General features: G+C 35.9%; 11 protein-coding genes and 1 pseudogene. 3 read left to right on the top strand and 9 right to left on the bottom strand.

Going from position 1 to position 15,692, the window contains the following annotated elements; translation table 11 throughout:
• Nucleotides 1-231: pseudogene (locus tag H4J69_RS13950) on the top strand (transposase); the annotation flags it as partial.
• Between the two features lie 244 nt (nucleotides 232-475).
• Here the strand turns inward: H4J69_RS13950 and H4J69_RS13955 are convergent.
• From H4J69_RS13955 to H4J69_RS13985, 8 genes are all read right to left on the bottom strand, one after another.
• Nucleotides 476-946, bottom strand: a complete 471-nt coding sequence (locus tag H4J69_RS13955) for a type II secretion system protein (RefSeq protein WP_182222609.1) — start codon at nucleotides 944-946, stop codon at nucleotides 476-478.
• A gap of 971 nt (nucleotides 947-1,917) precedes the next feature.
• A complete protein-coding gene (locus H4J69_RS13960; RefSeq protein ID WP_259367758.1) occupies nucleotides 1,918-2,655 on the bottom strand; it encodes an ABC transporter substrate-binding protein in 738 nt (245 codons plus the stop codon).
• Nucleotides 2,656-2,713: 58 nt separating this feature from the next.
• Complete coding sequence (locus tag H4J69_RS13965; protein ID WP_182222607.1) at nucleotides 2,714-3,994, bottom strand: GGDEF domain-containing protein; 1,281 nt, start codon at nucleotides 3,992-3,994, stop codon at nucleotides 2,714-2,716.
• Nucleotides 3,995-4,841: 847 nt separating this feature from the next.
• A complete protein-coding gene (locus H4J69_RS20500) occupies nucleotides 4,842-4,955 on the bottom strand; it encodes a tyrosine-protein phosphatase (RefSeq protein WP_404842412.1) in 114 nt (37 codons plus the stop codon).
• Between the two features lie 344 nt (nucleotides 4,956-5,299).
• On the bottom strand, nucleotides 5,300-6,952 hold the full coding sequence (pgi, locus tag H4J69_RS13970; RefSeq protein ID WP_182216274.1) for a glucose-6-phosphate isomerase: 1,653 nt from the start codon (nucleotides 6,950-6,952) through the stop codon (nucleotides 5,300-5,302).
• Nucleotides 6,953-6,984: 32 nt separating this feature from the next.
• Entirely contained in the window at nucleotides 6,985-7,941 is a 957-nt protein-coding gene (locus H4J69_RS13975; RefSeq protein ID WP_182244883.1) for a carbohydrate kinase, read from the bottom strand.
• A 67-nt stretch (nucleotides 7,942-8,008) separates the two neighbouring features.
• Nucleotides 8,009-10,432 carry a TonB-dependent receptor domain-containing protein gene (locus tag H4J69_RS13980; protein ID WP_182244882.1) on the bottom strand — a complete coding sequence of 808 codons (2,424 nt, stop codon included), beginning with the start codon at nucleotides 10,430-10,432 and terminating at the stop codon, nucleotides 8,009-8,011.
• Nucleotides 10,433-10,599: 167 nt separating this feature from the next.
• Nucleotides 10,600-11,829, bottom strand: coding sequence for a sugar MFS transporter (locus H4J69_RS13985; protein ID WP_182222602.1), 1,230 nt, complete (start codon nucleotides 11,827-11,829; stop codon nucleotides 10,600-10,602).
• A 180-nt stretch (nucleotides 11,830-12,009) separates the two neighbouring features.
• On the opposite strand from H4J69_RS13985, the gene gtfA reads away from it, so the two are divergent.
• Entirely contained in the window at nucleotides 12,010-13,485 is a 1,476-nt protein-coding gene (gene gtfA, locus H4J69_RS13990; RefSeq protein ID WP_182244881.1) for a sucrose phosphorylase, read from the top strand.
• Nucleotides 13,486-13,581: 96 nt separating this feature from the next.
• Nucleotides 13,582-14,613, top strand: a complete 1,032-nt coding sequence (locus tag H4J69_RS13995; protein ID WP_070373768.1) for a LacI family DNA-binding transcriptional regulator — start codon at nucleotides 13,582-13,584, stop codon at nucleotides 14,611-14,613.
• Between the two features lie 448 nt (nucleotides 14,614-15,061).
• On the opposite strand, the gene H4J69_RS14000 is transcribed toward H4J69_RS13995, so the two are convergent.
• A complete protein-coding gene (locus H4J69_RS14000) occupies nucleotides 15,062-15,439 on the bottom strand; it encodes an RNA-binding S4 domain-containing protein (RefSeq protein WP_070373769.1) in 378 nt (125 codons plus the stop codon).
• Nucleotides 15,440-15,692: the final 253 nt, after the last annotated feature.

Below are 15,692 nucleotides of genomic sequence, written 5' to 3' on the forward strand. Positions count from 1 at the left end.
GGTCGCGTAATAAGAGCAGACAAACGAGGCGCTATCGATAACAAAACCGCAAATATACTGTCAAGACTTCACATCAGCGATGAAAGTTGGCTCAAACTCACCACAAACTTTGAAGGTATATTCACTGGCGCAGTCGGCACCGCAGAGCATTTGTGTGAATTTACTGAGCACGTGGGGTTAAAGCGAGCACACGGTAAAGCAAATGCTCAAGCTTGTTTGAATAGCGCGTAAACTTAACTATATTCAAAGACCGCACTAAGACCACAAAAAAACACGGCTACCTTGGGGGAGAAGTAAACTTGCCTGAAATTCATTCATTTAATCAAAACATATAAAAATCGATATGCAAAGGCTTACAAGATAAAGTATATGCATTGTTTTTGACCAATGGATAGCCGTGTTTCAGAGCATTATTATTGTGTAGCATTATCATGGCTGGCGTAGTAATTCTCACTGTTGCACATGCTTTCGGGAATTAGTCGGCGCAACCTGAAATGGAAATTACTGGTCGTTGACCTTTATTAGCTTGCTTATAGGTCAGCTTACAAAGTGTATCATCTGCTTTTATAGCATCAGCCAGCATACCTTCTGTATCACTCAAAAATGTAAAAATAATTGGTGATGAACCAGTTAACTCCCAATCAGCGCCTTCAGTGAAATCTAGAACTAATCTTATGTTTGTCTGTGTATTGGAAGGATACCCCCAATGAATCTTTATTCCTGATGATAGTTCTGCATCTTGCAAATTACCAAGTCCTTCAACTATGGCCTTAGCGTTAACTAGCGTGCTAGCTGACTCTAAGGCGCCCTTTAATTCATCCATTGCGGATTGTTGAGCATCACTTCGTATGCTTATAAATTTAGGAACAGCTACCGCTGACAAAATCCCTAAGATAACAATAACCACTACAAGTTCAATCAGAGTGAAACCAGATTGATTTTTCATATAGATTAATTCCAAAAAATTAAAGAAGTACTATTAATGACAGCCTGAAAGTTGTGTATAAGAGACCTTTCAGTAGAGGCACGAAAAAAGATAGCTTCTAACAAGTTTTTAATCGTAACGAGGCTTTATAATTTTCAGCCTACTTATTTAAATAAAAATAAAATAACTTATATTTACTTGAAGTTAATTCTATTATCCTATCTTTTATAGCTGTTTGATTCAATTGAATCATAAATGTGGATATGAGGTAATAAAGAATTATCATGGGTGTCTTGATAATTTTTCTGAAATAACGAATGATGTGTCATTAGGTAATTCATACCTAAGAAATGGCGTACAACCTTCTTTGCTGAATTCGACCTTCGAACACCCAACCAAAAAGAATAAAACAATAACAATATTCATTTTCATAACTTGGGGTTAGAACCATCTACTTTTTTTTAATCAGTACGTTGTTCTCTTTATGAAGACCCTAATCTTTTCCAGTTTTTAGGTCAACTCTAGGGGGGCCACAAGGGGTCGTTCACCGTTGTGATTTTAAACTATTCTAATCCTTTTTATTCTTTCATACTGTTGCGTATGCGTAGGGTTATTTTTGAAAGTCTAGGGCTATTAAAAATTTCTTCGCTAAACTCTTCAAAACAAGTTTTTAAAGATTCTGTATTTTTGGAACCTTCAAAATCCAGTAACAACCATTGTATTCCACAATTTTTAAGCATGCTAGCTTGTTGCCTAGGGGAAATATAATCGAATAACCAATTATTAAAACTTCTATTGCTTCTTGAAAAGTTATAAACGCAAATACAATACAGCATCACGAGTACATATCTAATAATAAACATAACTACCTACTATCGCTCTCGATATATATGGGATGATACTGCCTAACTCATCTAAAAAATCAAAAATAAAAGTTATCATGGGTGTCTTAGTAACTTTGGAAGGTAAGCGTTCAACGGACTGTCGATTTATTAAAATGTTACGTTATATTTATTGATAAACATTTCTTCTTTTTTACCTTTTATTGATAAGCGCCCTTCATTCCAAATTTTTATAAGTTCTTGTCTTTTTGTTGTTGGAATTTTTTTTGAGAAAATAGGCATTTCAACCATTTTTTTTTCTAAGCCGGGCTGAACAATCTTAAGCTCATCATTCAAATTTAGTCTATTCATAACGTACTGAAGAACAAGTATATTATCAGCATATAAGTCGACTCTACTTTCTTTGATCATGTGTAAAATTCGTTCAACTACATCATCATTACCAGAGAGTACTTCAACAAAACTCGCATTATTCAGATTAGTGATGTAATTTTGATAGTCGACACTCAATGAACTGTAGTCCCAGCCTGGCCCCGTTGCGATACGTTTTCCTTTGATAGATTTTACACCATTATAGATCCAAGGATCGTCGTGCCTAACGATAAAGGCTGCTGTGTATGAAAAAGTTGCTTGAGTAGCATATTCAAAATCTTTTTCTGAATTTTTTGAAAATAGGTATTCTGGTAACATATCGCAATCACCATTTGCTACCATATCTAGCCCTCTTGCCAAAGGGACTTCATAATATTCAATTTTATAACCTTTTGATGTGTATATTTCGTGCAATATATCTATAACAAAGCCACGCGCAGAAGATGCTTCTGATGGAAATATTGTCATCGGAGGCCATTGGTCATAGCAAACTTTTAATGTCGCAGCATGACTCATATTAACTATACTGTTTCCTATGAATAAGGTTACAAGTAACAATAGCTTGTGAATTTTTTCATTTTTCAACACGGTCGCGGCCTTTATCTTTTGCGCCATAAAGTTTTAAATCAGCGCGTTTAAATAAATCTTGAATTAAATGGTCTTTTGGCTCTGTTGACACAATGCCAAGACTCACAGTATAAGTGATTTTTTTACCCTCTATGTCTAAAATAGAACTGCCAATTTCCTTCCTTATTTTATCAGCAATGAGAAAGGCGTCATCAATTCCGGTATCAGAGAGAAATATGGCAAATTCTTCTCCGCCAACTCTCCCAATAAGGTCAGACTTTCTTAAAAACTTTTGAAGTGTAGTAGTGAAATGAATGAGTACTTTGTCACCAATGTAATGCCCATAAGTATCATTGACTATTTTAAAGTGATCTAAATCCATAAATAAAAAAGATGCAGGCGACTTTTGGCGATGAGAAAGATCGAGCAAATGTTGCGCAGCTTCAAAGAAACTCCCCCTATTTAATGTGTCAGTCAAAGAATCCCTGGTGGCTAGAACTTTGAGTTTTTCATTCAATATTTGTAGGGCTTCTGTTCGCTTTGTAACAGCTTTTTCTAACCAATTTCGCTTGGCTTGTTCGTCTTCTAATAATAGTTTTCGATCTTTCTCTATGGCAGAGAGCATATTGTTTATATGTTCTTGAAGTTGACTGAGTTCGTTATTTTCAATGTTCGACAGGTTAATACGTTTATTTATGTTTTGGCTCAATTGAACCTCATTCACTTGCGACATTAATTGTTTCAAGGGACTTGCTAAGTAGCGATCGAACGCCCAGATAAACAGCCAAAACAAAATAGATAACTTGATGATTTCCGTAATTGCAATTAAGGAAAAGCCGAACAAAACACGATCTAAAATAACTTCTGACGATGAATAAAGGATAACCGTTCCAAGCATTATATTTTGTTCATTAAGCGTCCAATTTAAGTCTGATGTGGTATCAAAAATGGATAAGGGGGGCGATGTCAAAGCGTAAGCTCTTTTAGAGATAATACTTTTGGCATTCTTATCAAGAATATCAACACCCTCGATAATTGGCATTTTGACAAGTCCTGCGATGAGAGCATCTAATTGATTATGATTGTATTGCCACAAACTTGTTGAGATAGGTTTGTGGACTGTTTCTTCCAACTGTTTCAATTCAGTTAATATTGAATCCTTCGTTTTCAAATATTCGGCCAAGAACTGCATACTTGTGATAAGACAAGTTACGCTCAAATAAATAGTAAAGATAACCCGCATCATTTTTTTTGATAGATTATTGGGGCGAATAAAACGTGCAAACATTAAACACTACTTATTGATAAGCTTGAAACTTAGATTAACATTAAATGACTTATGCGCTCAATGTAAGAATAGTAATCTAAATCGGTTAATTGTCTCCTTTATTGTTTAGCTAACTATTGTATTGTTTAACTGCTCATAGCACTCAATATCACAATATCTTGAAGATATAATCAAACAAAACTTTAAAGTTTCTAAATGGTTTTCAACAATATCTTGGGGTAACCAAAAGTGTAAATCAGCTTAAAATATCACAATGTCCGTTTTGTTAAATAACTTCTGTTATTGGTGTAAACTTTATTGTCGAAAATCACAAAGAAAACTCTAAAATCAAAGATTTTGAATGTCCATTTTAGTATCTAAAGTTAATCTAAATTCGAATTGATTTTAGTGATAATTTAAGTCTGATTTTGTGGAAAAAATTAGCGTTACAGAATGATTCTTGACTAGCAGCTATGATTTTGAGGCCGACGCTAGGATTAACGAATTACTATTGTTAGTAATGCGACTTGCAGTGATTGATGCTTTAAATTAAAGCGACAATTCTTCCGATAAATTAGCCCTTTCAAAGTTAATAAAGTTGTTATGATTTCTCAACGTGAATTAGAAAAAAAATATTTAATATTGATTAAAATTACTAAAGCAGACAGTCAATTTACATGATTTTGTCTACTAAAAATTTAATCGTTCTAAAGCGGTTTAGGGCACAAACCGAGATAGGTCCTGTGTGCCGACTTGAGCGTAGTTTAACCTATTGATTATTGATTATACTCCTTTGGAAATAACTCCACCTCCCTTTTTTTTGGAAAGCTAATTGTTCTTTGACTTTTAAGGTTTCAAGCCGAACCTTTTAAATTGGCCAGTCGTAGCAAGTTAAAATCATTGCCGCGACTAATCCGTTTCTCCCTTTACCACCTTTGCAGTGAATTGTTACACAGCCTCCATTGATAATGGTAGCTAATATGAGTGATTGATATTACTTCCATTTATTTTCAAATGCTTTATTTGGCACATCATCATCGACTATAGGTAACTGTAACCCAGTAATTTCTTGTTTTTTGCACAATTGAGGAACTAACTCTATGTGATTTTCTGTCATCTTTTCATCAAACATCAGTGTCAATAATACTGTTGCACCTGCTTGTTTCAGGTCTTTTAGCGATTCGCTTAACTCAACGTTTATTGTTCCTGGACACGGTTTAAAATAATTTGTGCACTACTTTCTATATTTATCGAGTTGTTAAGATATTTATTCATAACCTTCTGTATCTAAAGTAAAATATGTTTTTGGTAATACTAGATGTTTTTCTATTTGGTGCGATTTTTTACCTCTTCATAATGCATCATAAGATTCCAGGTAGAGCTATCGTGAGCGAGATCGATCGAGTTATTGTGAAGCTCGCTTTCTATTCTACTGGCTAAACCTTTACCCAGTTCAACTCCCCATTGGTCAAAAGAGCATATTTGCAAAATAATGCCTTGAACAAATATTTTATGTTCGTAAATTGCAATTAAAGTACCGAGCGTAAATGGCGAAATCTTATTCATTAATAAAGTATTGGTTGGCCGGTTACCTTTATGTACTTTATGGGGAGCGACTTTATCTATGTAGCTAGGTGTTCGTCCCTTTGCTGTTAAATCGTCCCTAACTTGTTGTTCATTAACACCTTGCATTAAAGCTTGAGTTTGCGCGAAAAAATTAGACATGAGGGCTTCATGATGGCCTTCTATAGGAGTAACACTTTCAACCGAGCCAATAAAGTCGGCGGGAACAATGTTATTACTTTGATGTAAATATTGATAAAAAGCATGTTGACCATTAATACCCAACTCCCCCCAAATTGATGGAACGGTTGGATAATTGATAGTTTCACCATCCCAGTTCACCGATTTACCATTACTTTCCATCTCTGCTTGTTGCAGATAAGCCGACAACATATGTAAGGATTGATCATAAGGTAAAATGGCTTGAGATTGAGCACCTAAAAAAGTGCAATTCCATATACTTAATAATGCTAATATCACCGGAATATTATGTTCTATTGGTGTATCACAAAAGTGGCAATCCATTTCATAAGCACCATCAAGTAACTCCCTAAAACAATCAAAACCAAGATTAATAGCGATAGGAAGCCCGATAGCAGACCATAACGAAAATCGTCCACCAACCCAATCCCACATATCAAAGATGTTTGCTTCTGCTATACCATACTTCATGGCGTTTACTTTATTAGCAGTAACGCCAATAAAGTGTTTTGCGATAGCTGATTGATCAAATGATGACGCAGTTAACCATTTAATCGCTGTTTTAGCGTTTAACATGGTTTCTGTCGTGGTAAATGTTTTACTGGATACAATAAATAGCACTTTTTCTGGGTTTAATGGTCGAAGGACTTCGGCTATTTGGGTGCCATCAACATTCGACACATAATGGACGTTAACGCAGTTATCACTAAACCTTTTTAATGCCTCGGTCACCATTTGAGGTCCCAAATTAGAACCACCAACGCCAATATTTACTATATCGGTGATACGCTCACCCGAATATCCTCGCCAGATACCTTGACGAATATCATCACTAAACTTTTTAACTTGTTTTAGTGTTTTTTCAATATCTTCTGAAATATTTTTACCATCTACCCAAAGTGGTTTTTTAGAACGATCCCTTAATGCTGTATGCAAAACAGCACGATCTTCAGTTTTGTTAATACGTTCACCACTAAACATTTTTTCACGCCATTTTTCAACTTCACACTCTTTAGCTAGATCGGTTAAAAGCGTAATAGTTTCTTCTGTGATCGCATTTTTAGAATAATCTAATAGTATAGAAGGCAGTTTTATTGAAAACTTACGAAATCGCTGACTATCTTTTGCAAATAAGTCCTTCATATGTTGATTTTTCATTAGCTGTGCATGTTGGGTTAATTGCTGCCAACTATTAAGATTTTCTCTAGATTGCATGTCGATCCTAGGTAAGTAAGTTATGTCGAGTATTAGATATCAGTTAAGTGGGGTAATGCCGTGAAGGCCCCTTTTTTCTGACAGGTAAAAGCGCCACAGTTAGCGCCAAATAATACCGCAGCAGAAACGTGTTCACGTAGCTCAATGATTTCAAATAATGTATCGATACTTTCATCATCGTCCACAGATTTAGCGAGTGAAAATAGAAAACCTGAAATAAAGCTATCTCCGGCTCCAGTAGTATCAACGGGAGATACTTTAGGTACTTTAAGCATTATTGAAAAACTAGCACAAGTTACTTGAACAGGGTTTGCACCATCGGTGATGACAATCAGTTTAGCGCCAAGTAATAGTAAATATTGTACATAAACATCGACATCAACCTGCTTTATTTTTGCTAAGTATTCGGCTTCGTCTTTACTCAATTTGACTATGTCACTTTCTTCGATACAAGCTTCAACGCGTGACATCAATAGGGATAAATCTTGCCAAAGTTGTTGGCGTAAATTTACATCAAAGCTAATTAATACGTTATTTCTTTTCGCATTTCTTATCGCATAAAGCGTATCGCTATACATTGGCTGGCTAGTTAAGGTGTTTGAACAAAAGTGAAAAAAACCCATGTTTTGCCAGTTAATTTTATCAACTTGAGAGATGCCATATTGCATGTCGGCAGTATTATGACGATAGAAATTAAATGTTCTCTCACCACAAGAGTCTAAGCTAACTAATACTAAAGCGGTATTTGCGCCTGCTATTCTTTTAACGAAATCGGTATTAACGCCTTCATTTTCTAATGCTTGCATGAGCATGTTACCAAAGTTGTCTTCACTAACACCTCCAGCAAAGTATCCTGCTCCACCTAACTTAGCATAAGCTACTGCGACATTAGCAGGCGCACCTCCAGCTAACGGAATGTAACTGGGGTCATTGACTGACGTTGGCAGAAAATCGACCAACACTTCGCCATAACTGATTAAAGAAAACATAGATTCACCTTGAAAAAAAGCCCATATTAAATGGGCTAGTTAATACTTCTAATATTATAATTTAGGATTAAAATTCGTATTTAAACGTAAGAGTCGTTGAACGACCTTGTATTGATCTTGCACGGATAATAGTTTTGGCAGAAGCAGCTGTAGCATCTTCTGCTTCGGTGATCCCCACAGTTTCAAAAACGTTGTTAATATTTAAGGAAACACTAAATGCGTCAGAAAGACGGTATTGAGCAAAGGCATTTACTTGAACATAACCGTCTAAAATAAGTGCGTTAGGATCAGTTTGGTCAAAGTTATCTTGAGCAAATGAATCTGAAGTGCCAATAACGTTAACACCCGCAGAACCTTCATTGAAGTTATAACGACCTGTTATAGAGTAAACAACATCGGCTTGTCTTCTTGGCGTATTACCAACAACGCTTGGGTTAACAAAATCTTTAGTTATTTCAGAATCAGTCCACGTTAAGTTAGCACGTACATCAAAATTACCAACATAGTAAGTTGATTCAATTTCGATACCTTTTGATTCATATTCACGGTCAAAAAATCGTTGACTAGTTGCTTCAAAATTTTGCTCTTGCGTTTGTGCAAAGAACGCTGTCGCAAAGACAGACAAGTTATCTTGACGGAATTTAACACCCAATTCCAATTGATCTACTTCATCATAAATATCTTCATCTTTTGCAACACCAGCAGCATCTATTTTACCAAAAGCCAAGCGGTCTGCGTTAGCGGTAGCTCCCTTGCTGATACGACCAAATGCAGCTAAGTCGTCATTAATTTGAATATTAGCGCCTAAAGAGTAAGACACGTAGCTCCAATCATAATTTACATTGTTAGCATCGGCGTTGTTTACATTTGAAACACTCGTTTCAATTTGATGAATACTGCCGTCACCGTTCATGTCAACGGTCGATTGAGCAGCGCCTGCGAAAGTCCCCGTTGCTGTTCCACTGTCAAAGCGAACACTACCATCTATATTGATGTTATCAAAACTTGTGCTAAACGCTGCGTATGGAGCAGAAACTTCATATTGTAGATCGTAATTACGCGTACAACAGTTACCCCAAGCTGGAACACCGTATCCAATAACACCATTGTCAGAAAATTCAGTACCGTCAGCGGCATTTACATCAACAAGCGCAGCATCTTGGCCTTTAACTTCATATAAGTAAGAATTCCATAACCACGATTGTTGAATGGTTTGAGATGAGTTATATAAACCAAATGTAAAACTCGTATCATTCATTGTTTTTGTTAATTTAAAATCGTTAACCATAAAATCAAGGTTAGTCATTTCGACATCAAACGAATGAATACGCATAAGGTTATCAGCAGTATAAGCATTACCTGCTTGTGGACCATTTGCGTAAGTTAATGTTGCGCCAGCACCCGCTATACTGTCAGCTAAGCCCTGACTTCCTTGAATACTTTCAGGGAATGGACCAGTAAAGCTACCTTTAGTGCGAGAAATTCTCACTCTGTTTTCAACAGACCAGTCATTGCCTAAATCAAATACAGCTTCAAAACCAAGCGCATCAACTTTCGGACTCATGCCATTACGCATATCAGCAAGGCGTCCATTTCCAGCACCATCCGTGGTGATCATAGAGGTGTGATATGGAGTGTGTGGAGTTCCAGTTGAAGCATCAAACCCTTCAACTGAAGAACCGTCAGCATAAACAGGCATAGGTAAATAAGCGGTTGTTGTATCATCTAAGTGTTTGAAATAAAGTCTAACGTAACCAGCATCGAACTCTTTAGTTATATTAGCTTTAATTTGGCCGCCTTTATTACCCGTATAACCAGTATCACGTACACCTTCACCTTGACGGTAGAAACCCCCAAGATGGAAATAGGTAGAGTCGTTAATGTCGCCACCAAATTCAAAATCTGTGCGAGTAGAGTCGTAATCTAAACCGATGGTTGTAGCTACGCTACCTCCTTCAGTTTTACCATTTTTGCTAACGATATTGATTATGCCGCCAGGAGCATTTGTAGCAAGTGTAGATGCAGAGCCACCACGAATAGCATCAATAGAAGCCATTGTAGAGTCTATGCGTAAGAAAATATCTGTGTTACCAAAAGCGATATCGCCAAATTGTAGAATAGGTAAACCATCTTCTTGAATTTGCATGAATTTAGCGCCACCTGCTGCTACAGGAAGACCACGAACCGCAAGGTTAGCGTTACCGTCGCCACCTGATGCTTCAGCACGAACCCCGGGGATATTTCTAAATGCCTCTGCACTACTTCTTGGTGCTGCTACTTCTATTTGATCACCAGAGATAGTACTTACTGAAACGCTTGATGCCATCACTGTTGTGCCTTTACCCGTGGCACCTGTTACTACGATTCGCTCAAAATCGATGCCTTTTTTATTTTCTACTTTCGTTTTGGTTGTTTCCGCTGCACTTAAGCTCGAGCATATAGCCATGGCTAATGTACTTAATAATAATTTTTTATATGTTGTATGTTTCATTTACTTCCCCAAGTTTTTTTATAGTATGTTTTATATTTTAAAATCTTTCTGCTAAAACGACTGACTTAATCGATTAAGATGATTATTGTGTAAGAAGCAGTCATTTTGCAAGTTATTTTTTATATTCAATTTTGTTTTTTTATTAATCTACTGATAAATAGTAAGATTTAGTTTTGAGGATTATGCTGAGTGGGATCAGCTATCAGGTTATAAATAGCAGCTAACGCTAGAATAGCTGAAAAGAATGTTGCTAAGTAAAAACCATAAGATACATGACCAAACAGATCACTGATAATGCCCATAAGAAGTGGAGATACTGCTGCAGAAACAGCGGTAAAAAACAGAATAACTCCAGCAACAGCACCATGTTTTGATGGGTGGAAACAACTGATCCCTTTAGAATTAAGGGTCGGATATATCATCGACATAAATAAACCTGAAAGTGGCAATAGTACAACTGCTGCTTCAACACCCATTATTGCTGTGCCTAAATAACACAAAAATACGGCTAACGAGAACCAACACATCACTGTTTGCCAGTTAAAATGTTTTAGCATCCATACTCCTAAAAATCGACCTCCCGCTCTTAAAGCAAAGAAAATAGTGAGTGAGTATGTAGCCAGCCAAACCAGAGAGCCTGTATAATCAGCCAAGAGTGTTGGCATCCAAACGTAGATGGCAACTTCTGTGGCAACATATAACGCTATTGCCAATGAAAATCCCATCGCATAAGGGTCTTTCATTACTTTAAGTGAGCTTTTTAAATTTATTTTCCCTTCCGTACTTGGTTTGCTGACCGGGTATTTAGTTTTCATTGCGGACAAGCATAGTAGTGCGCATAACACACCAGCACTTATGTATAAGTACTTCCAAGATATACCAGCAACAAGTAAGTAACTTACAATCGCGGGACCCACCATAGCACCTATACCAAAAAATCCTTCTACCTTGTTCATCGTCGACGTATGATCTTTATTTGACGAAGAGATGTCACCAATAAGCGCTAACGCACCTGTTTTAAATAAACCAATAGCGATGCCAATTAAAGCGAGTAGTGATAAAAAATACAGGAAAGAACTACCTAAGGAAAATAAAAAGCATGCGATAGAGAAAATTGCCAACCCAATAACAATCGTTGCTTTTCGCCCCCATTTATCGGCCAAGTATCCTAAGAACAAACCACTCAATGCAATGAAAATCATGGGCACATAATGAAATGCACTCGCTTGTGTTAGATTTAATTGATAGGTTTCTATTAATTGTGGAATGATAACCCCTACTGCATCCGAGGTCATAGCAAAAACAAAAAACATCATATATGTCAGAAGTTTAATTCTATTTACCGACGCATCTTCAGATAGTTGTGGGCTTAGTGTTAAGTTATTCGTTTGGTTCATTATTCTTCCCCAGTTAATAAAACTTTTTATGTTAATGATAGCTAAAAAAAATTATCGCTATTTAGTTATTTTGTCTTAGCATCTTAAAGAAAAATTAAATTATTCTTGATTAATACTATATTGTATATAAAGATAGAGCTTAATCGATTAAGATGCAACTTAAAATTAAATGGTAAACTTATGAAAAATAATGTTCAGCTAATCACCTACATTGATAGACTCACTGGAGCAGATACCCAGTCATTAACCAACTTGTTAAATGAGCAACTTTCAGATTTGTTTTCCGGTGTTCATTTGTTACCCTTTTATTATCCAATAGACGGTAGTGATGCTGGTTTCGACCCTATAGATCATACCCAAGTCGATAGCAGACTTGGCAATTGGGATGATATAAAAGAGCTGGGTAAAAATCATGAGTTGATGGCTGATCTTATCGTAAATCATATGTCAGCCCAATCTGAAGAATTTAAAGATGTATTAAAAAACGGTCAAAAATCGCCTTTTTGGGAACTATTTTTAACCAAAGATAAAGTGTTCCCGAACGGTTTAAATACTACACAACAAGACAAAATATATCGTCCTAGGCCTGGTAGTTGTTTTACTCATTTTTCATTACCTAATAATGAAAGCGCAGATTTTTGGACTACCTTTACAGACAATCAAATAGATATAGATGTGACATCTGAGATAGGGAAAGCCTATTTAAAACGTATTTTAACAACATTTTCTGAAAATAATATTAAAATGATCCGTTTAGATGCCGCAGGTTACGCACTGAAAAAAGCGGGAACAAGCTGTTTCATGCTTGACGAAACTTTTGAATTTATTGATGAGCTAAGTAGTATCGCTAATAAACTGGGGATTGAAACCCTTGTAGAGATTCATTCCTATTATCAAACTCAAATAGAAATAGCTAAACGCGTTGACCGAGTTTATGATTTTGCATTACCTCCTCTGGTTTTACACAGTATTTTTAGTCAGAACTTCACCGCATTAGCTAAGTGGCTAGACATATCACCAAGAAATTGTATTACTGTGTTGGATACTCATGATGGCATTGGTATTATTGATGTTGGCCCAATGAATGGTAAGGCTGGTTTATTGGATGATGTTGAAATCGATAACCTGGTTGAAACAATTCATTTTAATAGTGCTGGCGAAAGTAAAAAGGCAACGGGAGCTGCGGCAAGTAATGTAGATATATATCAAGTAAATTGTACATACTATGATGCACTTGGGCAAAATGATTTTGATTATTTAGTTGCCAGAGCGATTCAATTCTTCTCACCAGGCATACCACAGGTGTATTACGCTGGTTTACTGGCTGAAGGTAATGATATTACATTATTATCTAAAACAAATGTTGGCCGAGACATAAATCGCCCTTATCTAAATAATGAGCGCATTGAACAAGCATTAAATAAGCCTTATACCAAAGCAATAATTAGTCTCATTAAATTACGTAATAACACTGAAGCTTTTAATGGTGAATTTACCGTTAGTAGTAATGTTTCAACATTAGAAATGAAGTGGCAAAAAGATGATGACAGTACAACGCTAATCGTCGATTTAGCTGACAGACACGCACAAATTGAGATCATAGAAAACAATAGCACACGCATTATTAGTTTAAATATGTTGCTTAATTTAAGCTGAAAGCTCATGAATTAATATTCAGTTTATAATAGAACTAAGTATACTATGGCGAACATTGTAAATTGCTGAAATTTTAAGGTAATCAAAAAGGTCATCATGACAGATAAAAAAGTTTGGACGCTTAAAAGTGTTGCTAAAGAACTCGGTGTTTCAAATGCAACAGTCTCTAATGCATTTAACAGACCCGATCAACTCTCTAAAAAGCGTAGAGATGATATTCTCGAGTCATGTGAAAAAATGGGTTATTCAGGACCTAACAAAGCGGCTCAATCGTTAAGAAATGGTCGCTTTAATATCGTTGCTTTAGTGCTACCTGACAGTGTTGAATACATGATAACAGATCCGGTGGCGAGTAATTTTGTAAAAGGTGTTTCATCGGTTTTAGAAAAAAGTAAAGTCAATTTGTTATTGTTTTCTGGCACTTCTGAGAATATCAACGCGGTATCTGATTTTGTTGATGGCTTTATTTGTTACGGTAGTCCACGTAATACAAAGTTAATTGACCAATTAAGAACGACAACAAAAAAAGTTGTTACCGCAGATTTTGATATAGATCGTAAAGCATCTGTAGGTATTGACAATGAACAAGCCGCTTATGAAATAGCGAAACTTGCAATAAAGTCAACAGATGACGCCATCGCTATTCTTGGCTTGAGATTACTCGATTCTAATGTAACTTGTCGTGTTTACGATTTACCAAGTTCAGACTTTAAATGTTCAATTGCTCATCAACGCTTAAGTGGTTATCAAAGAGCAATCAAGGAGTTAGATGTTAACCTCAGAGCTGATAGAGTGTGGAACATACCTGAAAGTAAGCATCATTCTGCCTTAATTGCTGCTAGAGAAGCGTTAACATCAACGCCTCGGCCAAATGTTTTACTTTGTATGAGTGATCTTATTGCTTTAGCTGCCATAAAAGAAATTAACGCTATGGGACTTAATATTCCTGAAGATATAAGAGTGGTTGGTTTTGACGGTATCGATGAAGCTCTTCGTTCTACTCCGCCCTTAACAACAGTGCATCAAAATAGTGAAAAAAAGGGTGTCAAAGCTGCAGAACTTTTTATCAATAGAGCGACTGATTCTGTATTAATTCCTTTTCATATAGAACATGGAGGGAGTTGTTAAACTCAAGGGCACCTTTTATAACCGTTAATGACTATAATCAGATAACTAATCAATTATTTTTAGCTATATCGCATTTTTATGGTGAAGTCATTCTTAGCTCTATCTCGCATAGGTCGAAAGCGCCGTAGACCTAACGCCATGCAAAAATGTTAGGCAAAATTTCAGTTGTAAATTGATGTGAGTTTTTAAGTTAAATTGCAGTAATCAGCTTGAACCCGACCTTAAGAACATTAGCAAGTTTACTTCCGGTTTACTTACCAAGAAGTCATTAAAACTGATTTTTTAATTGCTCATTGTAAGCTGGGCTGACGTTTGGGACACATGAACCGTAGCTTTACCAGGTTTTATCCCCTAAAATATTAATGGCATTTCTTGAAGTAACTGTAAATGGATTTCCCCCAATGAAAAATTTGCGATTTATTTTCAATTTGGAGGAAATTTAAAAAAATTAAAGTGCTGTAGACTTTCTTTTTGGGCGCTCGCTCGATGGTTTTGTAACAGATTCAGATGCAATAACCGGTGCTTTACTTCTTGCTCTTTTTTTCTTTTTTGAATTCTGACTTACTGAAACGACAGAATTGATAAACTCTGCTGATTTCTTAGTCGGATTATAAGCGACCTCAATAATTTTACCGTTATATTCGATAATATCACCGCGGCGAATTTTTTTACGCTTTTGAACTGAAACTTCATTATTTACTAAAACATTACCTTCACTGATCATGGTTTTAGCTTCGCCGCCGCCACCAACCATATTGGCAATTTTGAGTAATTTACATAGTTCTATAGGTTCAACACAAATGTCGATAATAGTGTGTTCAGACATGAAATACGCCTAATAATTTTAAATAATAATATCGTCGAATTCTAACATATATAACCGCTATTGAATAAGAATTATATTAAGGACACTGGGCATTGTTAAGCTAGCATAGCCAGTAAATACTTAATGTAGCAATACCTTAAAATTTAACTATTTCTTTTTAATTCCCTATCGGGTTATACATCTAAAAAACTTTCCCTTATTAATAATTAATACTACTGAGTTAGTTAGTGAATAACGAATTTAGCTAAATGCA

The organism is Colwellia sp. BRX10-9 (assembly GCF_014077405.1).
In the GTDB taxonomy this organism is placed as follows: domain Bacteria; phylum Pseudomonadota; class Gammaproteobacteria; order Enterobacterales; family Alteromonadaceae; genus Colwellia_A.

Excerpts from the sequence above, each read along its gene's own strand:
- H4J69_RS13955 (WP_182222609.1), bottom strand. The coding sequence starts at position 946 with ATGAAAAATCAATCTGGTTTCACTCTGATTGAACTTGTAGTGGTTATT.
- H4J69_RS13960 (WP_259367758.1), bottom strand. The coding sequence starts at position 2,655 with ATGAGTCATGCTGCGACATTAAAAGTTTGCTATGACCAATGGCCTCCG.
- H4J69_RS13965 (WP_182222607.1), bottom strand. The coding sequence starts at position 3,994 with ATGTTTGCACGTTTTATTCGCCCCAATAATCTATCAAAAAAAATGATG.
- pgi (WP_182216274.1), bottom strand. The coding sequence starts at position 6,952 with ATGCAATCTAGAGAAAATCTTAATAGTTGGCAGCAATTAACCCAACAT.
- H4J69_RS13975 (WP_182244883.1), bottom strand. The coding sequence starts at position 7,941 with ATGTTTTCTTTAATCAGTTATGGCGAAGTGTTGGTCGATTTTCTGCCA.
- H4J69_RS13980 (WP_182244882.1), bottom strand. The coding sequence starts at position 10,432 with ATGAAACATACAACATATAAAAAATTATTATTAAGTACATTAGCCATG.
- H4J69_RS13985 (WP_182222602.1), bottom strand. The coding sequence starts at position 11,829 with ATGAACCAAACGAATAACTTAACACTAAGCCCACAACTATCTGAAGAT.
- gtfA (WP_182244881.1), top strand. The coding sequence starts at position 12,010 with ATGAAAAATAATGTTCAGCTAATCACCTACATTGATAGACTCACTGGA.
- H4J69_RS13995 (WP_070373768.1), top strand. The coding sequence starts at position 13,582 with ATGACAGATAAAAAAGTTTGGACGCTTAAAAGTGTTGCTAAAGAACTC.
- H4J69_RS14000 (WP_070373769.1), bottom strand. The coding sequence starts at position 15,439 with ATGTCTGAACACACTATTATCGACATTTGTGTTGAACCTATAGAACTA.